The sequence below is a fragment of the Enterocloster clostridioformis genome (assembly GCF_020297485.1).
Classification (GTDB): domain Bacteria; phylum Bacillota; class Clostridia; order Lachnospirales; family Lachnospiraceae; genus Enterocloster; species Enterocloster clostridioformis.
In genome coordinates, this window is sequence record NZ_JAIWZC010000002.1 from 86,033 (window position 1) to 112,902 (window position 26,870).

Annotated in this window: 23 protein-coding genes and 3 pseudogenes; 7 read left to right on the forward strand and 19 right to left on the reverse strand. The window is 45.0% G+C overall.

Translation table 11 applies throughout. The features are described 5' to 3' along the window. Positions 1–6: 6 nt before the first annotated feature. The 4 genes from LA360_RS27510 to LA360_RS27530 form a co-directional block, all read right to left on the reverse strand. Positions 7–2,571, reverse strand: a complete 2,565-nt coding sequence (locus LA360_RS27510; protein ID WP_112482592.1) for a hybrid sensor histidine kinase/response regulator — start codon at positions 2,569–2,571, stop codon at positions 7–9. 7 nt (positions 2,572–2,578) lie between these two features. After that, the gene (locus LA360_RS27515; protein WP_057571066.1) at positions 2,579–2,941 is read right to left on the reverse strand and encodes an Hpt domain-containing protein; all 363 of its coding nucleotides are present in this window, start codon (positions 2,939–2,941) and stop codon (positions 2,579–2,581) included. A 19-nt stretch (positions 2,942–2,960) separates the two neighbouring features. Further along, positions 2,961–4,604, reverse strand: coding sequence for a diguanylate cyclase (locus LA360_RS27520; protein WP_112482590.1), 1,644 nt, complete (start codon positions 4,602–4,604; stop codon positions 2,961–2,963). Positions 4,605–5,140: 536 nt separating this feature from the next. Beyond that, positions 5,141–5,704 (reverse strand): hypothetical protein, encoded by a 564-nt coding sequence (locus tag LA360_RS27530; RefSeq protein ID WP_225537820.1) that lies wholly within the window; start codon positions 5,702–5,704, stop codon positions 5,141–5,143. 703 nt (positions 5,705–6,407) lie between these two features. On the opposite strand from LA360_RS27530, the gene LA360_RS27535 reads away from it, so the two are divergent. Further along, entirely contained in the window at positions 6,408–6,749 is a 342-nt protein-coding gene (locus LA360_RS27535) for a sporulation initiation factor Spo0A C-terminal domain-containing protein (protein ID WP_057571063.1), read from the forward strand. A gap of 422 nt (positions 6,750–7,171) precedes the next feature. Here LA360_RS27535 and LA360_RS31680 read toward each other — a convergent pair. Beyond that, positions 7,172–8,444: pseudogene (locus LA360_RS31680) on the reverse strand (glycoside hydrolase family 36 N-terminal domain-containing protein); the annotation flags it as partial. Positions 8,445–8,523: 79 nt separating this feature from the next. Then, positions 8,524–8,667 carry a hypothetical protein gene (locus LA360_RS27545; RefSeq protein WP_155521175.1) on the reverse strand — a complete coding sequence of 48 codons (144 nt, stop codon included), beginning with the start codon at positions 8,665–8,667 and terminating at the stop codon, positions 8,524–8,526. Between the two features lie 569 nt (positions 8,668–9,236). On the opposite strand from LA360_RS27545, the gene LA360_RS27555 reads away from it, so the two are divergent. From LA360_RS27555 to LA360_RS27570, 4 genes are all read left to right on the forward strand, one after another. Continuing rightward, on the forward strand, positions 9,237–9,923 hold the full coding sequence (locus LA360_RS27555; protein WP_022200999.1) for a response regulator transcription factor: 687 nt from the start codon (positions 9,237–9,239) through the stop codon (positions 9,921–9,923). A 9-nt stretch (positions 9,924–9,932) separates the two neighbouring features. After that, positions 9,933–10,970, forward strand: a complete 1,038-nt coding sequence (locus LA360_RS27560) for a sensor histidine kinase (protein WP_022201000.1) — start codon at positions 9,933–9,935, stop codon at positions 10,968–10,970. 71 nt (positions 10,971–11,041) lie between these two features. Next, entirely contained in the window at positions 11,042–11,725 is a 684-nt protein-coding gene (locus tag LA360_RS27565; RefSeq protein ID WP_022201001.1) for an ABC transporter ATP-binding protein, read from the forward strand. After that, on the forward strand, positions 11,722–13,536 hold the full coding sequence (locus tag LA360_RS27570) for an ABC transporter permease (RefSeq protein WP_022201002.1): 1,815 nt from the start codon (positions 11,722–11,724) through the stop codon (positions 13,534–13,536). The genes LA360_RS27565 and LA360_RS27570 overlap by 4 nt, the downstream gene beginning before the upstream one ends. 605 nt (positions 13,537–14,141) lie before the next feature. Here LA360_RS27570 and LA360_RS27575 read toward each other — a convergent pair. Further along, positions 14,142–14,357, reverse strand: a complete 216-nt coding sequence (locus LA360_RS27575) for a hypothetical protein (protein WP_089775928.1) — start codon at positions 14,355–14,357, stop codon at positions 14,142–14,144. Between the two features lie 263 nt (positions 14,358–14,620). On the opposite strand from LA360_RS27575, the gene LA360_RS27580 reads away from it, so the two are divergent. Together LA360_RS27580 and LA360_RS31685 are read left to right on the forward strand one after the other, a co-directional pair. Continuing rightward, positions 14,621–15,079, forward strand: coding sequence for a DUF6431 domain-containing protein (locus LA360_RS27580; protein ID WP_174713930.1), 459 nt, complete (start codon positions 14,621–14,623; stop codon positions 15,077–15,079). A 326-nt stretch (positions 15,080–15,405) separates the two neighbouring features. After that, positions 15,406–15,687, forward strand: a pseudogene (locus LA360_RS31685) (DDE-type integrase/transposase/recombinase); the annotation flags it as partial. A 216-nt stretch (positions 15,688–15,903) separates the two neighbouring features. Here LA360_RS31685 and LA360_RS31690 read toward each other — a convergent pair. The 12 genes and pseudogenes from LA360_RS31690 to mgtA (LA360_RS27645) form a co-directional block, all read right to left on the reverse strand. Further along, positions 15,904–16,068 (reverse strand): annotated as a pseudogene (locus tag LA360_RS31690) (RloB family protein); the annotation flags it as partial. Further along, complete coding sequence (locus LA360_RS27595) at positions 16,058–17,353, reverse strand: AAA family ATPase (protein ID WP_057571057.1); 1,296 nt, start codon at positions 17,351–17,353, stop codon at positions 16,058–16,060. The gene LA360_RS27595 and the pseudogene LA360_RS31690, both read right to left, overlap by 11 nt. Before the next feature lie 108 nt (positions 17,354–17,461). Next, positions 17,462–18,655: a DUF5688 family protein gene (locus LA360_RS27600; RefSeq protein ID WP_174517517.1), complete on the reverse strand. Its 1,194-nt coding sequence runs from the start codon at positions 18,653–18,655 to the stop codon at positions 17,462–17,464. Between the two features lie 227 nt (positions 18,656–18,882). After that, complete coding sequence (locus LA360_RS27605; RefSeq protein ID WP_057571056.1) at positions 18,883–19,065, reverse strand: hypothetical protein; 183 nt, start codon at positions 19,063–19,065, stop codon at positions 18,883–18,885. Positions 19,066–19,081: 16 nt separating this feature from the next. Next, positions 19,082–19,483: a HepT-like ribonuclease domain-containing protein gene (locus tag LA360_RS27610; protein ID WP_070104003.1), complete on the reverse strand. Its 402-nt coding sequence runs from the start codon at positions 19,481–19,483 to the stop codon at positions 19,082–19,084. Then, the gene (locus LA360_RS27615) at positions 19,464–19,796 is read right to left on the reverse strand and encodes a nucleotidyltransferase family protein (RefSeq protein WP_002584135.1); all 333 of its coding nucleotides are present in this window, start codon (positions 19,794–19,796) and stop codon (positions 19,464–19,466) included. The genes LA360_RS27610 and LA360_RS27615 overlap by 20 nt, the downstream gene beginning before the upstream one ends. A 158-nt stretch (positions 19,797–19,954) precedes the next feature. Then, positions 19,955–20,128 carry an FAD-binding protein gene (locus LA360_RS27620; protein ID WP_155521173.1) on the reverse strand — a complete coding sequence of 58 codons (174 nt, stop codon included), beginning with the start codon at positions 20,126–20,128 and terminating at the stop codon, positions 19,955–19,957. Positions 20,129–20,158: 30 nt separating this feature from the next. Continuing rightward, positions 20,159–20,401, reverse strand: a complete 243-nt coding sequence (locus LA360_RS27625; RefSeq protein WP_225537845.1) for a dihydroxy-acid dehydratase domain-containing protein — start codon at positions 20,399–20,401, stop codon at positions 20,159–20,161. A gap of 91 nt (positions 20,402–20,492) precedes the next feature. Continuing rightward, positions 20,493–20,666 (reverse strand): hypothetical protein, encoded by a 174-nt coding sequence (locus tag LA360_RS27630; RefSeq protein ID WP_022200836.1) that lies wholly within the window; start codon positions 20,664–20,666, stop codon positions 20,493–20,495. A 12-nt stretch (positions 20,667–20,678) separates the two neighbouring features. After that, positions 20,679–23,444 carry a magnesium-translocating P-type ATPase gene (gene mgtA, locus LA360_RS27635; protein WP_022200835.1) on the reverse strand — a complete coding sequence of 922 codons (2,766 nt, stop codon included), beginning with the start codon at positions 23,442–23,444 and terminating at the stop codon, positions 20,679–20,681. Between the two features lie 187 nt (positions 23,445–23,631). Then, positions 23,632–24,135 carry a winged helix-turn-helix domain-containing protein gene (locus tag LA360_RS27640; protein WP_002584138.1) on the reverse strand — a complete coding sequence of 168 codons (504 nt, stop codon included), beginning with the start codon at positions 24,133–24,135 and terminating at the stop codon, positions 23,632–23,634. A gap of 13 nt (positions 24,136–24,148) precedes the next feature. Continuing rightward, positions 24,149–26,812, reverse strand: a complete 2,664-nt coding sequence (gene mgtA / locus LA360_RS27645; RefSeq protein ID WP_112482584.1) for a magnesium-translocating P-type ATPase — start codon at positions 26,810–26,812, stop codon at positions 24,149–24,151. Positions 26,813–26,870: the final 58 nt, after the last annotated feature.

Sequence of the window (26,870 nt, forward strand, 5' to 3'; positions counted from 1 at the left end):
CTATCCTTATTTTTTAATCAGAAATCTTTTCAGCAATCGTGACACTTCCATGATATCGATTGGCTTTGCAATATGGGCGTTCATGCCGCACTCATGGCAGCGCTGTATGTCGTCAGAAAAGGCATCCGCACTCATGGCAATGATTGGAACAGATAAAGCATCAGAGCGGTTCAGCTCACGAATTGCCTTTGCAGCCTCATATCCTGTCATGTGCGGCATTCGTATATCCATAAGAACAGCATCATAATATCCCTCTGGTGACTTTTGGAACTTATTCAGGCATATCTGTCCGTCTTCCGCCCAATCCAGCTCCACGCCCAGGTCGGATAACAATTCATTTGCGACCTCCCAATTCAGTTCATTATCCTCAGCAAGCAGGATGCGGTGCCCGGACAGATCGATATTCTGTTCCAATATCTGTTCATGCGCTGTTTCAGTGCCCATATATTGACGGAGACTATGAAACAGCGTTGATTTAAACAGCGGTTTTGAAATAAAACCACTAATGCCCGCCTGGCGGGCTTCTGTTTCAAATTCACTCCAATCATATGCTGAAATCAGAAGAATCGGCACCTTATCTCCTAAATTGCGCCGTATTTCCTTTGCTGCCTGAATACCATTCATACCAGGCAGTTTCCAGTCTAACAGGATTATTTGATAATCATCCCCCTTGTTGTGGCGTTGAATCACCAATTCTATGGCCTTTTCTCCGCTTAATGTCCATTCAGCATTTATTCCAATGGATTTCAGTGCGTCCATGGCTGTTTTGCATAGTAATTCGTCATCGTCAACTACCAGCATATTCCAGGGCGGAAGGACCATATCCCCCTCCACTGCATCAGCTTTTTCAAAATCAAACGCAATCTGAAATTCCGTACCTCTATCAGGCTCGCTTTGTACATCAATAGTCCCTTTCATTGCGTCCACAATGTACTTTGTAATCGCCATCCCCAAACCGGCACCTTCGGTTTTATGTATTCTGGCTTCATCCGCGCGGCTGTAGGATTCATATATTTTTTTCAGAAACTCCTGCGACATGCCGATTCCATTGTCGCTGACATTGATATGAATCCGGACATAATCTTCTCCCTTGGGAGATTTTTCTTCAAATAGGAATAACCGTATGGAGCCTCCCTCCGGCGTATATTTAGTTGCATTGGACAAAAGATTCAGCAAAACCTGATTCAAACGCACACCATCGCACCATACGTTTTCCGTCACAACATTATCAATATGAATGTCAAATGTTTGTTTTTTGGCCTTCACCTGGGGCTGCATAATGCTGACAATCCCTTCAACAACTTCCTTTAAAGAGATATGATCTGTTGTCAAAGTCAATTTACCGCTTTCAATTTTGGACATATCCAAAACATCGTTGATTAGCCCCAGTAAATGTCTGCTGGACAGTGCAATCTTTCTCAGGCAATTCTGTACCTGCTCCCTATCATCCATGTGGGCTGTTGCAATCGCAGTCATGCCCACAATCGCATTCATGGGCGTACGGATATCATGGCTCATATTTGCTAAAAACTCACTCTTTGCCCTGCTTGCCTCCAGCGCCTCCTGACGTGCCTTCTCCAATTCAAACAGCTGGGAACGGGTCATGGAAAAATACCGGAAAAAGATCAATGTCAGAATGATTAATACAGAAACACAGGACAACAATGTCATGAACATACGCTGGCTGCTCAGGCTGTTAATGATATTGTCCAAAATACCGTAAGGCATTACCGCTACCAGGTACCACTCAGAATAAGGCAATGGTATGCCACAAATTTTTTGCTCCTCGCCATTTAATTCAAATATTGTGGAATACTCTCTGTTATCTCTTAATGCATCGCCAAACTCTTTAACAGAGTTTTCGGCAGACGGCTTATCTGAAGCAGAATCAATCTGATTTTGTAACAGATTAAAAAATCCCACTAGCTCTGTATTAGAATTTTGTATTACAAAACTGGCGTCCGGCCGGATAATATGATAATACATTAATTGGCCTTCGTCCTCCAAGGCAAGAAAATCAGTGACATACTCCAAAGGAACAGCCGCTATCAGACCGGTGCTCCTCTCCCCATTCCTCAAGGGATAATCTGCGTCAACACCAAACAATACCACTTCATTACCATCTGCGTCAGTTCCCACAGCAACCCTTTGTTCCCCCTGTATTAACGCTTCAACAAAAGGTAATGGATTAAGCGGCTGCATGGGATTTCCATAAAGAGTTTCAAAGTCTCCCTTTGCAGAGCAGAGGGCTAAATAGTCAAACGCCCTGACCTGCGCCCTGTAAACAAGCTCCTCATATAAGTCTTCTGTTTCACTGCCTTCCCCTGAAACGACAGAAACAATGCCGTGAACCTGTTCAAAACGCAGTTCAACTACATTTTCAAAGTGCTTGGCCATTTGTTCATTCATTCCAGACATATAGATTTCTCCAACTTCATAAATGGTCTTTTTGCTCTTTTGATTCATATAAATTCCCAGCATGCTGAAAATAACAATACTAAAAAATAAAAGTCCAATAAAGCTGTATTTTAGAAACCGCGTTGTAGCATTCTTTTTTTTACTGCTCCCCATTGTATTGTTATTCCTCCCTGGACCTTTTATATTCTTTCACCTTATTAATAATTTGGCAATAATCATTTGATAATTGGGGCATCATATCAACTGCTTTATTATAATCGTTTTCTTTTAATGCCTTTGTCATAAGGCTGCTGCTTGCATATAACCTGCCAAATGAAAGATTCTGACAAATACCTTTGAGTGTATGAACAGCCCGAATCGCCTCTCCATAATCCCTATCCCTCATAGCCGCTTCAAACAAATCAAAACTTTTATCATCCAGAAATTTATAAACAAATTTCCGGACAGTCTGTTCACGCCGCAATCTGCCCAGCACCTCATCAAAATCACCGCCAAAACTATTATAGCAATCTCTTAAATCCATATTTATATTTCCTCTCTTTTTAGATGTCATCTGCTTCTTTGTCAAGAAAACGTATTGCCGCTTTGTTCTTTGTGATTTTTGCCTGATACATCATACTGTCTGCAACTTTAAACAGTTCCTTTGGTTTTCCCATTCCATATGCTCCTCCTATGCTTACAGACATATGTATTTCGGGGTGTCCGTCCACCTTCAGGATATCAACAGAGTGTCTTATTCTCTCCAGCTTTTGTTCAAAAACATCTGCAGGCATACTGTTAAATATAATTACAAATTCATCACCGCCATAACGAAGCACGGAGTCTGTCTTTCGTACACATGATAAAATAGTCTGGGCAATGCTTTGGAGCACGATATCGCCTACATTGTGCCCATACGTATCATTAATCTGCTTGAAGTTATCTACATCTATCATAACGAAAGCCTGAATATTTTCTTCACCTTGAAAATGCTCGTCATAATAACGGCGGTTGAATACATTGGTTAAGGAATCAATATATAATAACTGCAGATGTCTCTTTTTATGGGACAAGATAGTGTATTTTTCCCTGGAAAACAGTCTGTCATAGTCTATTTTACTTCTCATATTCTGTATATCATTAGTTTCTTTTTCAGATGAGGCAAACGTTAACTCATGTTTAAGTGTATCCGAAATTTCTTGCAGGCATAGTAAAAGAACAGGATTAAAGGCCCCGCATTGACCATCTAAAATCATTTTCAATGCTTCATCATGTGAATATGCATTCTTATAGCACCTCTTGCTGATCAGAGCATCATATACATCAGCCAAAGCAACCACCTGAGCAGCAATAGGTATTTCTTCACCCTTTAGTCCATCCGGATAGCCATTGCCGTCATATCTTTCATGATGCCAACGGCAGATTTCAAAAGCCACTTTGACAAGCGGCGCCTTCTGCTGCTCCATCGGCAATTCCATCAGAATTTTTCCGCCGATTGCTGAGTGCGTTTTCATCACTTCAAACTCCTCTGCCGTAAGGCGTCCCGGCTTATTCAATATCGTATCTGAAATTGAAATTTTTCCAATATCATGAAGTGATGAAGCAGTACTTATTAAAGTTATATCAGATTTAGACAAAGGATACTTATCTGTCCGCTGAACCAGCTGTTTCAGCAGATATTTTGTAATGGTATTCACATGCAGTATATGCAAACCGCTCTCTCCATTGCGGAATTCCACAATATGAGACAGGATTGCGATCATCAGCTTATTATTTTTTTCCTGTTCATAGAATTGTTCTGCGATAATTTCTTCAAGACGCTGCTGCCGTGCATATAAAAACATCGTATTCGAAATCCGGCGTTGGACAATTGTAGAATCAAAGGGACGGCTGATATAGTCAAATGCCCCCAAGTCATAGGCGCGTTTTATATTCGCGGGAGAATCATCAGCAGAAATCATAATAACAGCAAAGGTATCATTCCAGTGGTTCTTGTTTATACAGGTTAATACTTCAAATCCGTCCATTTGAGGCATCATAATATCCAGAAGCAGGAGAGAGAAATCTGTTCTCTCCTGTAAAAGAATCGCAACCGCTTCTGCACCGTTCTCAGCTTCTACAATATCATATTGGTCTTCCAGAATATCTATCAAAAGGTCACGGTTCATCTCTGAATCGTCCACAATTAAAATTTTTTGTTTTTCCATATGTTATAATCTCTTCAAAAAAATTTACAGTTTCATTATAAATATATTTTATGCACCAAGGTAATAATCATATTGGACAGGTACACATATAGTTTATGGCTTTTGGGCTGAAAATTAGTGTTTCAGAAACTGAACCGGCAAGTCATTGCAGCGGTACAGCATCTGCGCAAGGGAAACATAGACTCTTTTGCAGATGGAATTACAGATTGTACCCGTTACTCTTTAATCCGTGTAAAAGACTATATGATTAACAAATACAAATTTTACAGGATAGCTAATATCCGAATCCCGGAAATATACTAAGAAAACCGCTACAGGCCATAGTGTGCTTGAAGATTGACCCCCCCCCCCCACCCAAAAAAAAACACAAGGTGTGCATAGTGTATGCCGCATTCTTACGAACATTCAGAATACTAAAGCATGGCAAAGCGGTAAATCCATAGCACCGCTTTGCCCGCTCTGTAACTGGTTGAAAATAAAAGTCAGGCTTTATGACAGTTCCCCGGATTAATTAGTTTCCAAAATACAATGCTGAACTATACTATTCCCTGCTGGGCATAATAATCATCAAACAGCTTGGTGACCGCTGTATGCGTATTGCCGCAAATAGATGGAAGTTCACCTCCCCATGTCACGCCGGCCTGTTGAAATCCCTTTTCCACAGCAGCCTGCATCTCCTTCATTTTATCTACATCATCTCCCGCAAGAGCGTACGCGAAATCGAAGATTCTCTGAGAAGTCTGCGACACCCCCCAATATCCGTTCTCTGAGATTGCCTCCTGGGCCTCTGCCTTAATCTGTGGGTCCACTGTAAAGTTACCGCTCGCTATCATCTTCCAGAAATCATTTCCTTTGGCCTGATTGGCTGTAATCCCCTGCTTCTGGAAGGTCTGCATCATCATATTGGTAAAACGAGACATCTGATTGTTCAAATCCTCTTTTAAACTCTGTACAAGAGAGGCTCTCTCCGATTCACTCATCTTACTGGTTACGGCCCTATCCTTATTGAATTCCGCACAATCCACATCCTGCTTCTGAACACTGGAAACAGTTTCTTTCATATCGGACGCCTCGACCGCGACTGTTGATGTTTTTTCCATTTTCTGAACTGTCTGTGTATATTGTCTGATGTCTGTATTCTGATTTACATTAACTTGCATATCTCATTTCCTTTCTCCAGGCACAAAATATTATGGAAACGGTTTGCCTGGACCTATTTTTCTGTTATATTTCTTAATCGCGGGGAACTGCGTAAACCTGTATTCAATTAACAGCTTTGTTTGTAACTTGCACAATTATATAAGGCTACCACATATTAGGACTCCCTCTATTTCTCATATCTATCAACCTCCTTTACCCCCATAGAAACTTATCTTTTTAATCTATATCGGCAATTCTGAATAAAAGATAAGAGAACAATACGCCCTTTATATGATATTTCATTCTCAAAGTACTTACTTTATCTAAAATAAGATGAAGCATCTCATGGAATTTATTAGTTGCTTCTTACCTTCTTGGGCCATCAAGCCGTCTATCAGTACCAGGCATAGATGGATATACCTCTGTACGCAGATATCAAAGCAGCACATTGAAAAAGGGAATTTTTATATAATGAAAAAATAAATTGATTTGATTAGTAGAGAAACTACCTCATAGCAAAAAAATCAGCTGACATCCTCAAGCTATATGGACATCGACATTTACCATCATAAAATACCGATTTTTGTCGTCTTTAAACTTCTTGATTATCCCCCTCCTGGCATATTAAGTTACTATTGTAACACTATATAAGGAGGGATTAGTATGAAATACAAAAGAGTAACCAGTAATCTACTTCGGCGCCTGGGCGTCAACAACTCCTATAAGGGATTCCACTATACTACTTATGGAGTCAGCCAAACCATCCGGGATCCAGAATTGCTAACCTACATATCAAAAGGACTATATGTAGAGATTGCCAGCAGATTCCAAACATCCATTGGCTGCGTTGAACGAGATATACGGACTGTAGTCAAAACCATATGGGAGTATGGAGACAAGATGCTTTTATATGAAGTCTTTGGTTTTGAAATAGAACAGAAACCACGCAATGGGGCATTCATCGATGCAGTAGCTCATTATGTGGTAGAGCATTATTATGACTAATTATGAAGGGCGCCTTGTCAGCGCCCTTCACGGATTAATCATATAAGTACAACTCCTCTCAGTTGGATATGGTTGATTGTCACTGGACATCTCAATTTTACCATAAAGCTGTGAGGAGTTGTTTTATTACTGTGAAATATCAGTGCAGACTGTTCTGGGCAATGAGTAAAACTGGTCCCTGCCATCACAATCAAAAAGAAGGCGTGAGTCCGGCACCGAATGTCTTCTTATCTGCCCGTTGTAAAAGCCAGCGGAGCCGCCAGAAGCCGCTCCACTTATTTGGATATTATTTATTTGCTTTTTTATTAACTTAATCTTCCAACATAGTTATCAGGTGATTGCACTGTGTAAAATAGGAATCCTGTGTTAAATAATATTCCATCAGACCTTCCAAATTTAATGGCAAAACCAGTAGCCTTCTTTGTTCCATGCAGCACATAAATCTCAGACCAGAAATCCGTACATGTCTCGCTTCCATTCAGCACCTGACCGGCGGAAGCATCCGTGGTGATTAGTCCTGCATTCATCAGCTCTCTTCCTGAATAGGAACCGTCCCTTCCCTCTATGATATAATCCATTCCTGCATCCAGGCCATGGAGCTTTAATCTTCTATAGGGACAAACCACATCATTTAATATTTTATAATATCCCATGACTGCGTCTTTCCTGTCATCAGAAACACACCCCCCCCCCATGCTGCTTAAGGGATACACCATGCTGGTTCCGTACTGAATCCGGATACGTTCTACAGCATCGCTGTTATCGCTGGTCCAGGTCTGCGGTGCATAGTAAAGCATGCCCGGATCAAATCTCCCGCCGCCGCTGGCACAGGACTCAAATAAGATTTCAGGAAACTCCAATCGGATGAATTCCCATGAGCACTCTCGACACATCATAAGTATCAACCTCCGCCTGCATCAGAAAATTTCCGCTGTATACAAGGCTCATTCCAAGGGCCTCCCCCTGGAATTCATCAGCAGATGGCCGTTTTAATGCCACAAACGGATTGTGGTTGTGGCTGGAGTTCCCCCGGATGCTGCCAATGGCCTGGATTCCCTGCTGGAGCGCCCTCCTCTTTATCTGCCGTTCCCGCGACCATGCCCCGGACAGCTGAATCCATTCATAATCCTTATCCGGCAAATCCAGGCATGCGCTCATGGCCCTGGCAAGCGTTAAACGGGCGGCGCTGCAGTTTCTAATCTTCGCGCTTCTTGTGATGACCGGGTAATCCCTCATAATTGTGTAGCAGAGAATCAGCTGCGCCCCCATAAGCGTATCCTCCAGAAGGATTTCCAGGGTCTGGGCTTCCCCGGGATCCTCCGTGTAAATGGCCGGCAGCCCCTTAAGTCCCGGTTTTCCATCATATATTTTATGGGCTTTATACACAAAATCCGAAATCCGGCTTCCATTCTCCTGTAAGATTTCAAACGCTGGTTCACGGTAATCTGTGGTTCCGTAAGAGGGATATTCCTGTTTCAGATGCTCCAGGGAATAGGATAAGTCCCCTTCAAACAGGTATGACGTCATAGGCCTGTGGGCTGTCTCAATAAAATAACCGAAATCCTCTTTATCCGGTATGCTGCTCCCAAAATACACCTGTCCCATCTGGCCGTTTCTCAATACCTTTATGATATAACTGATGGAATCATTGTAAAGGTGAAATTCCTTTGTCTGTTCATGATAAATAATGCTCATACAATCTCCTGTCTCTATACCTGATATGAATCTGCAGCTGATACCCCTGGCTCTGTCCAACTGCTGTCTACCTTCCGCTTTATGCCGCGTGAAGCTCATTTAGTTTCTGAATCATTTCTTCCAGGTATTTGCCCTTTAATTTATAACACTTGGCGTAAATCACATAACTGAGTACTGCAAATATCATGGGAATGGCAATCATGATGATGCGGATTCCATTCAAGGTGGCGTCAGATTGCTGTGGCAGCGTTGCATTCTATCCGACAATCGCCAGACCACCCCCTGTGAGAAGCCTTTTTGATATGATACAAAAAAATGGATACCGACTCAACCGACATATGGGAGAAACTGGAGGCGGAATATCTCAGCTATCCTGCCAGCGGAATACATAATCATGGTACATATTTGGAAAATTATCTACAGAAGCACTCAACACACCTTTGGGAACATATGAAAGGTTGCTGGTCAAAATTAGCGGAGCTTAAATAGCAGACAACGGCATAGCCGGTTTTGGCTATGCCGTTTTGCTGTTCGTTTCGTTGGTATCTGGTATCATGCGGCCCAAACTTGAACTGTTCCATCAGAAGAACTATAATGTGTTTTATACGAAGGTGGTACATGGTGGACTATATGGCTTTGAGAAAAGCAAGTTAAAACGGGGTGCCGCACCCCGTAAAACAAATTACGATTGTACTGCTGGCAGGATTTTTGGGGCTGGAACGATTGGCACAATGCGGCTGATGCCCAAAGATGCAAAAAAGCCAGCCGATGGATGGCGAAAGGGGCATAAATATGAGTAGAATTTTACTTCTTGAGGATGATTTAAGTTTAATTAACGGACTGACGTTTACGTTCAAAAAGCAGGGCCATGAGGCTGACATTGCAAGAACACTGGATGAGGCAGAAAAAATATGGTCTGACGGGAAATATGATCTGCTGATTCTGGATGTCTCTTTGCCGGATGGATCCGGCTTTGATTTTTGTAAAACGGTGCGGCAAGTTTCCAGAGTCCCGATTATCTTCTTAACCGCGTCTGACGAGGAAACAAGTATTATCATGGGACTGGACATGGGCGGTGATGACTATATCACGAAACCGTTTAAGCTGGGGGTTTTGATTTCAAGAATCAATGCGCTGCTCCGCCGGGTAAAAGATTTTGGTACAGCAGATACAGAACTTCAATCCAACGGGATACGGGTACTGCTATTACAAGGACAGGTGTATAAAAACGGGGAACGTTTGGAATTAACTGCGGCAGAGTACAAATTGCTGTGCTTCTTCATGCAAAATCCCAATACGGTGTTATCGAAAGAAAAAATCTTAGATAAGCTGTGGGACTGTGAGGGCAACTATATAGACAATAATACACTCACCGTGTATATTCGCCGGCTGCGTATGAAAGTAGAGGACAATCCCGGCGAGCCGCAGATGATAGTAACGGTCCGGCGAATGGGCTATAAATGGAATGTTGTACGGTGAGGTGCGGTTATGAAGCTATTTGTAAATAACGAAAATAAACGGTTTATCGGTGCTGCCGCCGCCGTTCTGCTTCTGTACGCGATACTCAGCGAAGCCTTAATATGGATATACTGCAAAAAGCTGTCCGTAGTGTTTCTTTTCCTGTTCCTGTTTTTAGCAGCCTGTATCCTTACAATATATGTTCGCTACTTACTCTGGCAGAGCAGAATCATAAAAAAAGCGCTCCATCAGATTGAAGCCTATCTCGATGGCGATATGGAAGCCCGTATCGACTGTGATTATGAGGGGGAATTATACCGTCTGTTCCATGAAATCAATACAATGGCGGCGGTATTGAACGCCCATGCATTAAATGGGATAAGGGACAAAGATTTTTTGAAAGACACCCTATCTGATATTTCCCATCAGCTCAAGACCCCTCTGGCGGCATTGAACATCTATAACGGACTTCTGCAAAATGAAGCAGAAAATCTGCCGGAAATTAAAGAGTTTGCCGAGCTGTCCGAACAGGAAATTGACCGGATTGAAACACTGGTACAGAATTTGCTTAAAATTGCCCGCCTGGACGCCGGAACGCTGGAGATGGAAAAGGCTCCTCAGAATATTCCCGATATGATGAATGACATAGAGCTTCATTTCTCCTATCGTGCCAAGCTGGAACACAAAAGACTTACACTCTCAGGAAACAATCATATCATGTTTCCCTGTGACCGGGATTGGCTGATAGAGGCAATCAGTAATATTGTCAAAAATGCCTTTGACCACACGAAAGAGGGCGATTCCATTCAGATTGAATGGGAACAGTTTGCGTCCATCATTCAGATTAAAGTGAAGGATACAGGCTGTGGCATCCATCCAGAGGATTTACACCACATTTTCAAACGGTTTTATCGGAGCCGCTTCTTACAGGATACGCAGGGCATTGGTTTGGGCCTCCCTTTGGCAAAGGCAATCATTAAAGCACATGACGGCACGATTGAAGTCGAAAGTGTACTGGGAGCTGGCACAACGTTCCGTATCAACTTTCTGATTCCTACAAAATTGTAGTCTTACGGTAATATCACAGTAAGGTAGTGGTGGTAATCTTTCGGTATCAAAAAAAAAGAGGTGTTAATAACATGAATCTATTAGAAGTTCAATCATTATCCAAAACCTATGGTACTGGTGATATTGCTGTTCATGCCTTAAAGGCTGCCACCTTTTCCGTGCCGAAAGGAGAGTTTGTCGCAATTGCGGGAGAATCCGGCTCCGGGAAAAGTACACTGTTGAATATGCTGGGAGCGCTGGACACACCCACTTCTGGTAAGGTCTTCATTGACGGCAAAGATATTTTCTCCATGCAGGATCAGGCACTTACGGTTTTCAGACGCAGAAACATCGGTTTTATTTTTCAGTCTTTCAATTTGATACCGGAACTGACGGTTGAGCAGAATATCATTTTCCCGGTTCTGCTGGACTACCAGAAACCCAACAAAAAATATTTGGAAGAGCTTTTAACGGTTTTGAATCTGAAAGAACGGCGGGACCATCTTCCCAGCCAGTTATCCGGCGGTCAACAACAGCGTGTAGCGATTGGTCGTGCACTGATTACACGGCCCTCCCTGATTCTGGCAGACGAGCCGACCGGTAACCTGGATACGCAAAATACCAGTGAAGTAATCTCGCTCTTAAAAGACGCATCCAAAAAATACGAGCAAACCATCATAATGATTACCCATAGCCGCAGCATCGCCCAGACAGCAGACCGGGTATTGCAGGTGTCGGACGGTGTACTGACTGATTTTGGGAGGTGCCGGGAATGAAAAGCTATTTAAGTTTAATTCCAATCTCTGCAAAGGTACACCGCCGGCAAAACCGCATGACATCACTTTGTATCATCTTTGCTGTATTCATGGTAACTGCAGTATTCAGCATGGCGGAAATGGGAGCAAGGATGGAACAGGCACGGCTCGCAGAAAAGCATGACGGATTTTCCATATCTGTTTTGTTTAGCAGCACCATGGGGCAGACGCTCCTGTTGAGTGCCGGGATTATATTCCTGCTGATTTTATTTGCAGGCGTATTGATGATTTCCAGCAGTCTCAATAGCAGCGTGGCCCAAAGAACGAAATTCTTTGGAATGATGCGCTGTATTGGAATGAGCAAAAAACAGATTGTTCGATTCGTGCGTCTGGAAGCATTAAATTGGTGTAAGACAGCAGTTCCAATCGGGCTTGCCCTTGGTGTGTCAGCTTCCTGGATACTGTGCGGTGTTTTGCGGTATGCTGTTGGAGAAGAATTTTCCAATATTCCGCTTTTTGGCATCAGTGTAATCGGGATTGTCAGCGGCATTATTGTGGGAGTTGTCACGGTGCTATTGGCGGCAAGGTCTCCAGCAAATCAGGCGGCAAAGGTATCTCCCGTTACGGCTGTTTCCGGAAATTCAGAACATGGAAAAATGAAGAATCACACGTTCCATGCCCGCTCTATCAAAATAGAAACAGCACTTGGTATCCACCACGCTACTTCTGCAAAGAAAAACCTGCTTTTAATGACAGGCTCGTTTGCCCTTAGCATTATCCTTTTTTTGAGCTTTACGGTCCTGATAGATTTTGTCAACCATCTTATGCCCCAATCGGCAGCCACTTCAGATATTGATATTTCAAGCAGTGACGGATTAAATTCTATCGACAATGCATTGGCGGAAACACTTCGGGGAATGAACGGCGTAAAACAGGTGTACGGACGCCGGGGCAGCTTTGATATTCCGGCAGAGAGGGACACAGGGACAATGGTTTCCAGTACCGTTGACCTTGTCTCCTTTGACGATTTTGATTTGGATTGTCTCAAAAAGGATGGAGCGCTCCATAGAGGCAGTAATCTCTCTAAAGTCTATGGAAACAGTAATTATGCGCTTGCGGCTTGGGATAAAGACAGCTCATGGAAAATTGGTGATAAAATCCTTATCGGGGATGAAGAAATTGAAATTTCCGGTTTACTGAAATACGATCCATTCAGCAGCAATGGTCTTACAAACGGAAAAATTACACTGATTACTTCCGGCGAAACCTTCACCCGTTTGACAGGCATAACCGGATACTCACTCATTATGGTACAGACAACTTCTCAAGCAACGGACGAAGATGTATCTCAGCTCCGCAATACCGTGGCGGAGAGCGGTAATCATTTCAGTGATAAGCGGGATCAGCGCACATCAGGCACTTATCTGGCATTTGTGTTCTGCATTTATTGCTTTTTAGGAATTATTACATTGGTTACCGTACTGAATATCGTGAACAGCATCTCAATGAGTGTATCGGCCAAAATCAAGCAATATGGTGCTATGCGGGCAGTCGGAATGGACGAACAGCAAATCACAAAAATGATTTTTGCGGAGGCATTGACCTATGCCTTTTGGGGCGGCGGAATTGGCTGTGCCATTGGTTTGCCACTCAGCAAAATGCTATATGACTTTCTCATTTCTGATCACTTCCCCTATGCGGTATGGAGTATACCGGTGCGTTCATTAGTAATCATTCTTCTGTTTGTTGCTTTTGCGGCAACGCTTGCTGCTTATGCTCCGGCTAAAAGAATACGGAATACAACTGTGACTGAAACCATTAACGAGCTATAACTGCATTCAGTTTTCGGCAGGGCAGCTTTGAGAAATCAAGGCTGTCTTATTTTTTACTGGTTAATCACACCACTTTTACACATAATTATTATGCAGCCCTGTTTCTCCGCCGCTTCAAATGCCGTGCCCTCCCTAGCGGAGCAGCAGATAGGCAGGACGTATAGCATACTACTCCTTGCAATCAAGATCCTGTGCCAGAGGGCGCCACTTTGGAAATGCCATTGAGAGGGCCGCGGCCCACGCAATGTAAAAGACAGCCAAGACAGAAGGCGGCCGCCAAGTCTGAAAGGAACGGGCTTGTGCCCATCCCTGACTGCCGCCCACCGTCCCGATGAATGGGGTGGACTAGGCGGCCAATTCCTAATAGTGTTTGACCGCTCTTTTTTTGATTTTCTCAAGTGCGCCTATTTCACCGAAGGCAGAGCAGACCCCAAAAGGAGAGGACGCCGCTGATTCGTCACAGTCCATCCAAAGGAGATGTTTATTGCTGTAGGCCCGGTCCAGCGCGGCGTGCTCTTCCTCATAAAAGTCGTAGTACATTATCCTGAAAAGCTGGAATTTATCTCTTTAAATTACAATTCCATTCCCATCCTTATCCGGGAAAATCAAACTGCGCTGTTATATCCGTATCGTCTAAATGTATATACCACCCCCTTCCCCATCAATATAGTGACAATCTCCTGCAAACATTCTCCCCAATAATCAAAAACTTCCGCACAGTGTTCTTCACCCTCATCAAGCGGTAATTTGGTGGCTCCCTCAAAACTGACGTTTTCCTCTGTCGGATTAGAATTATCATACACACAAAATGGCTCGTACATTTCTCCTAAAGAGTATTTAGAAATGTAGGTGTCAATAATAGTGTTACAGATAGACTTTTCCTGTTCCGATAGGGGAGTATCCCTTTTTGCTATGTTGTTATTGATCTCTTGATTTGACCGAAGTCTGCTCTACTTGCCTGTCCGGGATTTGACCTGTATAATGGCGGTAACATTATACAGAAAGAAAAAAGTCCCAGGGAATCTCTCCTGCAAGGAGGATTCTGATATTTTTTGTTGAGAGCAGAGATACCTGCATCTGCGCGGTGTGCCAGTCACAGGTAAAACACCGCGATTATAAGCTCCGTATCATGAAGATGGAAGGCGGCGAAAAGCATTTTATCTACATGGAACGCCTGCAGTGCACCAATAAGAGCTGCAACCGGCTCCAAAACGCCCTTCCTGACAGGCTGGTTCCCTATAAACATTATGCTGCCGAGATCATTTCCGGTGTATTGGACGAAATCATTACCACGCAGGATCTGGAAACAGAAGACTATCCGTGTGAGGCAACCATGCTCCGATGGAAACACTGGCTGATGTTGAATTACTTCCGGATTAACGAGTACCTGAAATCCATTGGGTACCGATTCCTGGGATTCAGTGAGGAACTGCTGAATACCCGGCTGTCTCTGCTCGAATATTTACGCTTATCAAACGACAGATGGCTGGAAGCCATTCTCCGTATGATATATAACTCTGGAGGGTTTTTGGAACCTTCCTGAGGATGATGCCCTTGCACCTGTTTTGTTTTTACTGTCATTTTTGCATGGTGTATCCTTAGCTCAAGGAGGTGCATAAAACCATGCGGACAACAGTAAAAGACGTAAACTGGCAGGACCAGCAGGCTTTGTGGTTTGCCGGGTTAAAACCGGTCGCCGGTGAACGGAGTCTTTCCAAAAAGCTCCCGGAGAACTACCTCAGGATCGTGGAACAGGCAATACAGCTAAAAAAGGAAGTTACAAGGCGTTCCGTAGAACAGATCAATTTCATCCTTGAGCAGGAAAAACGCGAAAGTTCATCCAAACGCTTCTGTAAGCCCCACCGAATGATGCTGCTGCAGGGAGACATTAAATATGGCTGCAAGCTGCCAATCGGTAAAAACGGTGCCATGGTACAGACGTATCTGTCTTCTGCCATTGATGACCATTCCCGGTACGTTATCCAGTCACAGTTTTATGATAACCAGGAAGAAAGCATCGTGGAGGATACCTTCCGTAAGGTGATCCTGAAAGCCGGGAAATTTGACACAGCATATTTCGACAATGGCTCCCAGTATGTCGCAAAGCAGTTAAAGCTGTCACTTGCAAAGCTTGGCATAACTGTCCGCCATGCGCCCGTAAGAAGCGGAAAATCCAAAGGGAAAATGGAAAAATTCCATCAGGTGGCGGACGCTTTCCTGCGGGAAGTAAAAATCCATAAGATCAAGACACTGGAGGAGTTAAACAGCTACTGGGGCATGTATCTTGAAGAATACTATCACAAGACATCACATGAGGGTATCCGGGATGAACTGGAAGATACACTGGATTCTTTCCGCTATTGCCTGTATGCTGTCACGAAGTCCCTCAAAATAATTCTTCTCTGTCTCTTCGGTGTCTGTCACAATCAGGTAATATCCCAGTTCCGGTACTCTCTGCCCCATCCGCTGATTCCGGTCTTTCCTCTTGCCAGCCCTGCGGTCGCTGGGCTTTCCTCCACTCTTATTCGCCATCCGTGCTCCTCCCCTTTAACATTTCCATAGGCCGGAGCGCAGGGATAGCGCCATAGCTGCCCGTCAGGTAATTCTTTGCCAGCGCTTCATCACGGCGTACCTTGTTTCCGTCCTCATCCTTGAAATCAGCAAGGGAGTACAAATCGGAAACTCCATCCTGATTCTTGTCCACCAGCCATATCTCATCCCGACGCAACAACTCATTGGATAACTGCCAGATGTCATGTGTGGTAAAAATCATCTGTGCATGATTGGTATTAATTTCCGGTGACAAAAAAGTCAATATGATGTTTCTAACCAATAACGGATGAAGTCTCGCATTCAGTTCATCTACAAACAAGGTTCCGCCGTTATCAAGCACCTCTTTCAAAGAAGGATATAAGGCAAACATCTTCAGCGTCCCACTGGATTCACTTTTCAAAGGTATAGATTCAAATTCATCGCAATCCGTCATCTTATGCAATGCATCAATCTTATAACTGAGATCGGACTCTTTTTCAATTTCCCGCTGGACTTCCTCCACTTTAAAATCACAAATGGCATTATCAAATGATGCAAAATAATTCACCACATTACTCTGTATTTCCCTACTTGTGGTAAAACCTTTCGGCAGCACCTGGGAACGGAAAAAGTTCTCCGCAGGATTTCCGAAGTCCACAACTTCGTTATTCAGAAACCAGTCCCTTACCTTTTTCAGTTTCGATATCTTCAGCTTTGCCCCTAGCGATACAATCAAAGTCTCCTTTTCCAATGCGACCTTTATATTTTCAATACTACTCTTCGGCAGCCCGTTTACTTCCAGTTCTTCTCCCTTTTTTCGGTAGAAAATAGTCTTATACCTGTTTCTCGCTGTCTTGGCCTTAGAATAAAACCATTCCTCCACCACCTCGTCATTCTGCAACGCAAACCCATATTGATAAATTTTTCCAGTATTCTCCGAATTATCAACAAAGAACACTTCAAAGGTTGATTCCTCACTCCTGCTCTTACTGTCAAACAAAAACGGGCTTACCCTAATGTAATCCGAATCTGCTTTTTGCCTGCTGTCGCTTTCACCGCCAAACTTAAAGGATTCCTCCACATAATAGCTCATGAATTTAAAAGCATCGTAAATGTTAGACTTTCCACTGGCATTTGCACCGTAGATGGCCGCAACCTTCAGCAGCTTATCATTTGCCATCTCCACCACATGATCTTCATGCTCCGTAATCTTTGTAGCCGATAAATCCAGGGATACCTCATCCCGGAAGGATTTAAAATTTTTAAAGTTAAACTGTATCAGCATGGCACTCCCCTTCATCTCACACTCTTTTACGCTCTTAATCTTATTATATGCCATTTTGCAAATAAATCAACATCTATTTTCATTTTTTCTGTATTTATTTGTATATTTTTAATCCCATAAAATAAAGAAATCTGCGCCAGCCCCCTGCGCCAGATGTTCCATAACCTCCGGGTATAAAAGGACCGTTGCTCCGCCCACGCTCGTGGAGTTGGAAAGGACATACTGTTCATACGGCTCCATCTGGAAGTTTTTAATATCTTCCCCGATACAATTATCCGAAAACATATTTTTTACAAGTTCAAGCATACGGATGATTTTCGCCGGGTTTGCCTCCATGGTATTGTGCAGGGCAAGCGGATATAATTCCTCCATGGATTTGTTCCAGTGGGAATACAGTGCATCGGACACCAGAATCGTAGCCTCCCCATGTTCCTGTGTCGGCAAATGTATCCGCAGAACCGCTGTCAAGTCTGTGTTCTCAAAATCTCTGTGTGGTGTATGCTGCAGCTTTTCGCTGTTAAATTCTTTATTGATAAGCTGTAACCGTAAAAACTCCTGCACTTTTTCAAAATCAGTCACTAATCCTTTTACATCAGATAGTTCAAAGTCTTTATTCTGTGCATAACTGGAAATCAATTCGGCGGCAATCTCCTCAATCGCTTTTCCCTTTTGGCACTGTGCAAAAAAGGAATCCAGATAAACCTGTGGAGATACTGCTTCCCCCGGCGTATGTATCACAAGAGCCATAAACTCTGTATTATTGTTTTTCGTGACTTTCTGGATATACACGTCTGCATTGATGTTCTGTTCCGACAGACTTTCCCTAACCATTTTTTGTATCTGCATTAAAAATTTGCTGTATTCAATATCGTTTGCCATAAGCGCCTCCTGCAATTTATCCGCAAGGGAACGGAGATTGTCCGTGTCCTGCAAAAAGCCGTTGATCTGGAAATCCTTTCTCTGCATATAGTCCACGCCCAGCGTGACGGCCTCATTCAACATCTGGCCAAACTCGTCCTGTGTACCATCATGGGTTACATTCATCAATACCTTTATCAGTAAGAAAAATGCGGCGGCGTCCATCTTGCCGGACTTCATCAGCATTTTTGCCAGCCGGTTTGTCTGCTGCTCCACCACCGCCTTGATGTCCCCGATGTGGTAGACGGCGGTAAATTCCTGCCGGATGATGCTGGCGATAAAATCAATATCTTCGGCGTAGCCGTCCACCGTCAATCCCTTTTTTATAAACCGCCGTATTTGTTCGTTGCGGGAGATATGCTCCCGATCGGCCTTTTTTGGCATTAGCGCCCTCCTTTCGGCGTTAGTCGAAAATTAACAACGCAAGTTGCTGTTTAACAAGGGTACAGGCTTTGCCTGTATGGTGTTTCCGTGGGTTGTTTAACAACCCTATTCCTGCCTTAACTCCAAAATATAAGATTTTGGCACTAAGTAGCTCCCACCGCAAGCGGTGAGGGCTGTTGGTCGCTACGCTCCCCAAAAAGGCGAGAACAACAGTCTGCCGCGTCACATCAATAGTAATCCATGAAGATGGTGGCATACCTGCACACGCGCTTTGCATAGGCGATTGCCAATACCACCAACGCAAGTCCAGCGGCAATCCCGCCGCAAATCAAAACTGGTTTCGTAGCTTTTCCCTTTCCACCCTGATAAGGGTCAAAAAAAGTACCATGGTTTCCCATGATACTTTTCATCGTCAGTTATTTACTTTTAGCGTTCCCACCCCTCGTCCGGCTCTGGCTGCACGGCTTCCTGCTCCATCATGCGATGCATTTCAATCGTCTTGTTGCAAAACTCCAACAACCTCGGAATATCCTCCAGTGCAGTTTCCCACACACGGTCAATGTCTATCGCACCATAATTGTGTGCAAATAGGTTACGCATCCCCTTAATCGCCGGCCAGTAAATAGTTGCTTTCGTCGCTTCCCGGAAGTCCTCCGGCAAGTGTCCTGTCAATTCTCCTATCTGGAAAAGGCTCATGCAGACAGAGTTGCGGAAATCCTTATCCGTTTCAAAAACTGCTTTGTCTTTTCCGAATCGTTCCAGCGTTTCCTGCACATCAATACAATAATGACGGATATGCTCTAAAATATCAGCGGCTTTCTTCTTCATAAATCAGCTTCTCATCCTCCTTGATATGCTTTTTGAAACTTTCTGTGCGTTCTGCGTTGGCACGGTGGTTCAGCGCCTCCGTGGTAACTAAATCCACCGGCTTATGCAACGCCTCTGTCAAATCGCTGTAAAGTCCGCCGAGTCCAAACATACTCCGTACCTGCCCGCCGTCAATACGCAAATCAATATCACTCTCAGGCAGGGCGTCCCCACGGGCGTAAGAGCCAAACAGATAGGCTCTGCTAACGCCATATTTTTCAAGTATCGGCGCAATGATCCTGCTAATTTCGCTTACCGCATAAATCCCATCCATTTTCTCGCCCCTTTCCTGTAAAACTCAATGCTATATTTATATTATAGCATTGGCGGTTTTCTATTGCAATAACCGCATTTTTGAGTTTTACCATAATCATAGGATTGGTGCTGTAAACAGTATCAATCCTATGATGCTCTTGTTATAAAGTTAATAATTCAGTTATTATAATCTCTTTGGTTATCTGTTGAATGCAATTCATTCTCCACAAGCGCCAGTTCCTTTTCCCCTGATTGAAACAATCTCAAAGCTGCCTGAAAACCAGCCGCTCCTGATCCAATTACTATATTTTCAATTCTCTCTGTTTTAAACAACCTGCATTTATCCTTCACGGCACATTCCCCATCTGTCTTCTAAGGATATCAGTCCCAATAAATTGTTGCGCCTCTGTGGGCTGACGTACAATTATTTTTATACAGCTTGAGCCAGCCCAATGCAGGCTTTTCAACAGGCTTCCAATTCATTTTACGATTTTCAAATTCCTCATCACTTACATCAACAGTCAGCTTTCTGGAAGGAATATCAATATGGACCATATCTCCGTCTTTAATCAAAGCTATATTTCCACCTTCATATGTCTCAGGGCTTACATGACCGATTGCCAGCCCCCCTGTAGCGCTGTTAGCCTTTTCTCATGTTGTCGTGCGGCAATTAGCATTTCAATACGGATTCTGGTACAGTGCCCACGTGATGAAATCAAGCTTTTTTCGGTTCATCTGTTTTTGACTGTCTGGGCTTTATTCCCCAAAATATTACATTCATCAGAATCACAATCAGTAAAACCGCAGCCATTGCCACCCAGAAGCCAATATTAAGCCCCAGCCATTGGGTCGTTCCGAAAAGAGTCATCCAAATTTCTTTCCAGTTCATTGTTACACCTCCTTAGAGCAGTTCGCCATAGTGACGGACATAGGCTTTTTTCAAACTGGTTGCCAGCACCATATACAGCAGGATGCAGGGAATCAGATAAGTAAAGTATGCTGCGGGCAGAGCGACAAAGCCCAGCATCGTTCCAAAGGCCGTAAAGGGAATAATGGTCAGTATCGTAATTCCTGCCATGGTGAGCAGTGTCACCGGAGCAGATGCACGGCTCTGGATAAAGGGCAGTTTCGGTGTGCGGATCATATGAATGACCAGTGTCTGGCTCCACATGGATTCCACGAACCATCCGGCCTGGAACATCCCAATATACTGCGCCTGAATTGCCGCAAGCTCTGCGCCGCTGTAATGAGCGGCCAGATCGTTGAACAAAACACCGCCGGACACGAACATAGGGCAGAATACAAAATACATGAAAATGTAGGTTGTAAAGTCGAAAATGGAGCTGGTGGGTCCAATCCAAATCATAAAACTGCCTACACTGGAGGCATCCCATTTCCGGGGCTTTGCGATAAATTCCTCATCCACGTTATCCCAAGGAATCGCGGTACAGGACAGGTCGTAAATCAGATTCAGGAAAATCAGATGCACGCTCATCATCGGCAGGAAGGGCAGCAGTGCAGAAGCCGCTAGTACCGAGAACATATTGCCGAAGTTTGAAGATGCGGTCATCTTGATATATTTTATCATGTTTGCATAGGTCTTACGGCCTTCAATAATACCCTGCTCCAAAACCATCAGGTCTTTTTCCAACAGGATAATGTCAGCCGATTCCTTTGCCACGTCCACAGCAGTATCTACCGAAATGCCGATATCGGCGGCTTTCATGGCAGCGGCGTCATTGATTCCATCGCCCATGAAACCAACGGTATGCCCGCTTGCACGAAGAATAGAAACCACACGGGCTTTCTGGTCGGGCGTCAGCTTGGCAAATACATCGGCGGCTTCCGCGGCTCTTGCCAGCTCTGCATCGCTCATTTTTTCCAAATCAGAGCCAAGGAGCATATTGCGGACCTTCAGTCCCACCTGCTTACAAATGGTACGGGTCACTTTGTCGTTGTCCCCGGTCAGGATTTTGGTGGTCACACCATGGTCTTTCAGCGCCTTGATTGCGTCTGCGGCGGATTCCTTCGGGGGATCGAGGAACGCAAGATACCCTATCAGCACCATTTCGCACTCGTCCTTTACGCCAAAAGCGCCTGCCGGAGAGGGGTTGCTTTTCTGTGCAATGGCAAGAACACGGAAGCCCTTGTCATTGAGATCATCCACTGTTTCCAGGATACGGAGGCGGACATCATCGGCCAGCGGCCGCACACTGCCATCACACTCCGCATAAGCGCAGATGGAGAGCATTTCTTCCACAGCGCCTTTTGTCACCATCTGGGTCTTACCGGTTTTGTCCTGTACCACCGTGGTCAGACGGCGGCGAGTGAAGTCAAAGGGGATTTCATCTACCTTCACATAGTTTTCAGACAGATCGAGCAGGCGGGAATCTTCCGCTTCTTCTTCCTCTGTCTTATGGATAATCGCCAAATCCATCAGATTCTTATAGCCGGTCTGGAAGTAGCTGTTGAGGTAAGCGTGGCGCAGAACCCGTGTATCGTCCTCACCGTTTACGTTAAGGTGACATTCCAGCACAACTTTATCCTGTGTCAGCGTTCCGGTTTTGTCGGTGCAAAGAATATCTATGGCCCCGAAGTTCTGGATGGAATTCAGGTTCTTGACGATGGTCCGCTTTTTGCCCATGGATACTGCGCCTTTGGCAAGGCAGGTAGTCACAATCATGGGAAGCATCTCCGGGGTCAGGCCAACGGCAATAGAGATGCCAAACAGGAATGCTTCCAGCCAGTCACCTTTCGTAATGCCATTGATGAAGAATACCAGCGGAACCATGACCAGCATGAAGCGGATCAGTACCCAGGAAACAGCGTTGACGCCCTTGGTAAAGCTGGTCTCCACCGCTTCTCCGGCAATGGCGGATGCCATAGAGCCAAACAAAGTATGGTCGCCGACACAGATGACAACAGCGGTCGCGCTGCCGGAAACCACATTGCTGCCCATGAAGGCAATGTTTGTGTAATCGGTCACGCTCTGCTTCTGTGCGCTCACATTGGGCATCTTTTCGACAGGCTCACTCTCCCCCGTAAGACTTGCCTGACTTACAAACAAATCTTTTGCATCCAAAATGCGTACATCGGCGGGAATCATATCCCCGGCGGACAGATGTACGATATCGCCCACCGCCAGAGCTTCCATGGGAATTTCGGCTTTTTCCTGTTCCCTGCGGGTAACCGTGCAGGTTGTCGTAATCATGGCCAGCAGTTTTTCCGCCGCGTTTCCGCTTCTGGATTCCTGTACAAAGCGAAGTGTACCAGAAATCATAACCATGGTCAGAATAATAATCACGGTCAGAGGGTCAAAATCCTCCGGCGTACTGCCTAAAAGAGAAAAATAGGGAAACACCATATCCGTCATGGTGGACACCAGCGCCAGACAAAACAGGATAGCGGTAAAGGGATTGATAAATGCCCCGGCCAGCCGTTTTACCAGAGATTTCCTTTTTTCATGGGTTACTTTGTTGGTTCCGTATTTAGTACGGCTTACGGATACAGTCTCTGCATCAAGGCCACGAAGTGTGGTATGCAGATTTTTCAAAACTTCTTTAACGGGATTGGTAGCCGCAAACTGAATGCGGCGATCCTGCCCGTCACGGATGACTGCTTTTTCCGCGGCCTGACGAACAGCTATACGTTTTTCTTTCTTGTTCATTGGTCTTACCTCCTTGAGTTTTAGTTGAGGAGAGATTCTTAAAACAAAACCGGTGTAAACCACACGAATCGCCTCCCTTCAATCATTAATAGAATACAAAAATCGCAAGGAAATCACATGGCTAAAGCCTTGCGATTTCCTTGCGATTTTGCAAGAATTTAGGCGGGCTGAGATTGGCCCGACTGTGTTAAAGTTGGTCGTTAAATTTGTATCCAATGCCCCAGATGGTCAGAATGTACTTTGGCGCGTCCGGGTCAGGCTCAATTTTCTTCCGTAGCTTTCGGATAAACGCCATGATGTTGCTGTCATCCAAAAGGTAATCCTCCGCCCAGACTGCCCGATAGATCTGTTCCTTAGTAAAAACCTCGCCCTGGTTCTGCGCAAGAAAATACAGAATCTCAAACTCCTTTGGCGTCAGGCTGACCTCCGCCCCCTGCATAATGACCCTTCTGCCCTTTGGATAAATTTCCAGTTCTCCGAGCCTCATCCCGTCCAACGGGACGGGCACGGGAGCCTCTGTCTCGTTGGACGAACTCAATAACAAGGATGACACCTCTCCGTTTAGCATATCCCGGATGCCGGAAAGTAAATCTTCTGCGCAGTCACTTTCCGGCGGTTCTTTCATCAGCTTTTCCAGCAGCCACGTTTCAAGGGCGGAATCCATTGGGATGAAACTGATATTCTTTTTCATGATGAATTCCTCCTCAAATCAGCTCATGGTACTTCTTCTGATAGAAGTATTTGGCTACCGTAGTCAGCAGCATATACAATAGAGCCACAGTCAGTAAAAACACGAAATATCCGAACGGCAATTTTGTCAGGCCGAACAGCAGCGCGCCGCCGGTAAAGGTAATTGCGGTAAAGGCAACGATTCCGGTAAGAGTAATGCAGATAACAGGCGCAGATGGCCTACTCTGCACAAAGGGTATCCTGCGGGTCCGCAGAAAATGCAGAATCAGCACCTGCGTCCACATGGATTCCAAAAACCATCCTGTCTGAAAAAGAGACACATACTGAAGCCGCAGGGCGGGGGAGGTAAGATTCAAATAGGTCGCTCCTCCGCACAGCATAGGACACAGGAAGTAATACAGAAACAGGAATGTCACTATGTCGAACAGGGAACTTATCGGCCCAAAGGACAGCATAAACCGCCCCAACGTCCTGCCCGACCAATCCCTCGGAGACAGGGTTTCTTCTTCATCCACGTTGTCCCAGGGCAGAACGATGCACAAAATGTCGTACAGCAGATTCAGCAGCAAAATCTGCACGGAGGTCACTGGCAAAAACGGCAAAAAGGCGCTGGCGCAGACAATGGAGAGGATGTTGCCGAAGTTGGAGCTGGCGGTAATTTTAATGTATTTGAGCATATTGGTAAAGGTCTTGCGCCCTTCTAAAATCCCCTGTTCCAGCACGCCAAGATCCTTTTGGAGCAGTACCACGTCCGCCGCGTCTTTTGCCGCATCAACTGCCGTATCCACCGAGATGCCCACATTAGCCTCGCAAAGTGCCGGAATGTCATTGATTCCATCGCCCAAAAAGCCCACTGTGTGGCCATTTTGGCGCAAAGCGGAAACCAGACGGACCTTTTGCCCCGGCGTAAGCTCCGCAAAAACATGAATTTCTTCAACCGCCATGCTAAGTTCGCTGTCTGTCATTTCATCCAGCCTGGCGCCGGTCAGCACGGTTTCGGAAGAAATCTCCACCCGTTGGCATACAGAGACTGCCACGTCCACCTGATCCCCCGTCAGAATTTTTGGAGCCACCTTTAGCCTTTTGAGCGCCGCCACGGACGCTTTCGCGGTTTTCTTGGGTGCGTCAAAGAACGCCAAATACCCCATCAGGATCATACCCGTTTCATCGGCAGGGATAATCTGCTTTTTATATCCCACATTTTTTCGTGCAACAGCGATGACCTTCATCCCGTCCTGGAGCATCTCATCTACCACAGCGGCTACGCTCTGAATCCCGCCTTTCTCTATCGGCAGAATTTCACCCCGATACTCCACATGGCTACAGCGGGCAACGATATGGGAGATATCCCCTTTCATAATGAGTTGACTTTCTCCGTTTCTGCCTGTTACAAGAGTGCTGACAAGCTTGCGGGCATAGTCAAAGGGAATCTCTCCTATTTTTTGATACTGAGTGAGCAAATTAGTGTAATGCGTTTCGCGCCCTGGCATAGTCTGACAGGCAAGAATTGCGTTATCTATGGGATTGTGGACGCCGGAATGATAGGAACTGTTTAAGAACGCCAAATCCAGTACCTCGGTATTTTCATTGCCGAGCACGTCCATGTAATATTCCAGCAGAATGCTTTCATTGGTCAGTGTTCCAGTCTTGTCCATGCAAAGCACATCCATGCTGCCAAAACCCTGCATAGCATTGATATCTTTGATAATGGTCTGCTTGCGGCTCATGGTAAGGCTGCCTTTTGCAAGGCAGGCTGTGATGACCATAGGCAGCATCTCCGGCATCAGTCCTACGGCTACCGACAGAGCAAAAGCAAAGGATTCCAGCCATTTTCCGCCTGTAATACCGAGTAGCACAAACACAATGGGAACCAGTACAGCCATAAAGCGGAGCATGACCCAAGCGATGGAGCCGGCCCCATTTTGAAAAGAATTTTTATCATCGGAATCAGGTTTTGCAAAGCTGCCGTAGAGCGTATCTTCGCCTACCGCCAGTACGATTCCTTCACCCTTACCGCTGATGACTGTCGTTGCCATAAACACAAGGTTTTCAAGCTGGGTCAGTGTTTTCTGACTGCCGCGGTTATGTGTACGGCAGTTCTTTTCCAAAATGGCACTCTCACCCGTTATGGATGCCTGTGAGATGAACAGGTCAGTGACCTCTGTCAGCCGGATGTCTGCCGGGACACGGTCACCCGCAGAGAAAAGGACGATATCCCCCACCACCAATTCTTCCACGGGTATTTCTATAAGTTCTCCTTCTCGCTTTACAGTGATGCTTTCATGGAGCAGCCGGTCAAGCTGCTTTGCAGCATTTTTGGCCCGTAGCTCCTGAACCAGACGGATCATGCCACCAATTAGGATCATGGAAAAGATAATAATAGCAGTAGTGGCGTTCTTGGCGAAGTTGGATGCGAGAAAGACGTCCGTCACCAGCGAAATCATACCTAGGACAAAGAGAATCACATTGAATGGGTTTACAAAAGCCCGCCGCAACCGATGTATTGTCGTATCCTTTTTTTTCGTTATGAAACTGTTTACGCCATATCGCTGCCGCATCATCTCGACCTGCTCGCCAGTTAAGCCATCTTTCGATGTACCGATCTCCCGATATATTTCTTCTGCTTCGTAATATGCGTATTTTTTGATACGACTGTCGAACAGTGTTGATTTGGGCACAGGACAGCTCCTCCTTAATTATTATAAAAACATTCTATCATAGCTTTAGTATAAATGT

Bases quoted from the DNA above. Each gene is read 5' to 3' on its own strand.
- LA360_RS27510 (WP_112482592.1), bottom strand. From the start codon at position 2,571: ATGGGGAGCAGTAAAAAAAAGAATGCTACAACGCGGTTTCTAAAATAC.
- LA360_RS27515 (WP_057571066.1), bottom strand. From the start codon at position 2,941: ATGGATTTAAGAGATTGCTATAATAGTTTTGGCGGTGATTTTGATGAG.
- LA360_RS27520 (WP_112482590.1), bottom strand. From the start codon at position 4,604: ATGGAAAAACAAAAAATTTTAATTGTGGACGATTCAGAGATGAACCGT.
- LA360_RS27530 (WP_225537820.1), bottom strand. From the start codon at position 5,704: ATGGAAAAAACATCAACAGTCGCGGTCGAGGCGTCCGATATGAAAGAA.
- LA360_RS27535 (WP_057571063.1), top strand. From the start codon at position 6,408: ATGAAATACAAAAGAGTAACCAGTAATCTACTTCGGCGCCTGGGCGTC.
- LA360_RS27555 (WP_022200999.1), top strand. From the start codon at position 9,237: ATGAGTAGAATTTTACTTCTTGAGGATGATTTAAGTTTAATTAACGGA.
- LA360_RS27560 (WP_022201000.1), top strand. From the start codon at position 9,933: ATGAAGCTATTTGTAAATAACGAAAATAAACGGTTTATCGGTGCTGCC.
- LA360_RS27565 (WP_022201001.1), top strand. From the start codon at position 11,042: ATGAATCTATTAGAAGTTCAATCATTATCCAAAACCTATGGTACTGGT.
- LA360_RS27570 (WP_022201002.1), top strand. From the start codon at position 11,722: ATGAAAAGCTATTTAAGTTTAATTCCAATCTCTGCAAAGGTACACCGC.
- LA360_RS27575 (WP_089775928.1), bottom strand. From the start codon at position 14,357: ATGTACGAGCCATTTTGTGTGTATGATAATTCTAATCCGACAGAGGAA.
- LA360_RS27595 (WP_057571057.1), bottom strand. From the start codon at position 17,353: ATGCTGATACAGTTTAACTTTAAAAATTTTAAATCCTTCCGGGATGAG.
- LA360_RS27600 (WP_174517517.1), bottom strand. From the start codon at position 18,655: ATGCCAAAAAAGGCCGATCGGGAGCATATCTCCCGCAACGAACAAATA.
- LA360_RS27605 (WP_057571056.1), bottom strand. From the start codon at position 19,065: ATGAAAAGTATCATGGGAAACCATGGTACTTTTTTTGACCCTTATCAG.
- LA360_RS27610 (WP_070104003.1), bottom strand. From the start codon at position 19,483: ATGAAGAAGAAAGCCGCTGATATTTTAGAGCATATCCGTCATTATTGT.
- LA360_RS27615 (WP_002584135.1), bottom strand. From the start codon at position 19,796: ATGGATGGGATTTATGCGGTAAGCGAAATTAGCAGGATCATTGCGCCG.
- LA360_RS27630 (WP_022200836.1), bottom strand. From the start codon at position 20,666: ATGAACTGGAAAGAAATTTGGATGACTCTTTTCGGAACGACCCAATGG.
- mgtA (WP_022200835.1), bottom strand. From the start codon at position 23,444: ATGAACAAGAAAGAAAAACGTATAGCTGTTCGTCAGGCCGCGGAAAAA.
- LA360_RS27640 (WP_002584138.1), bottom strand. From the start codon at position 24,135: ATGAAAAAGAATATCAGTTTCATCCCAATGGATTCCGCCCTTGAAACG.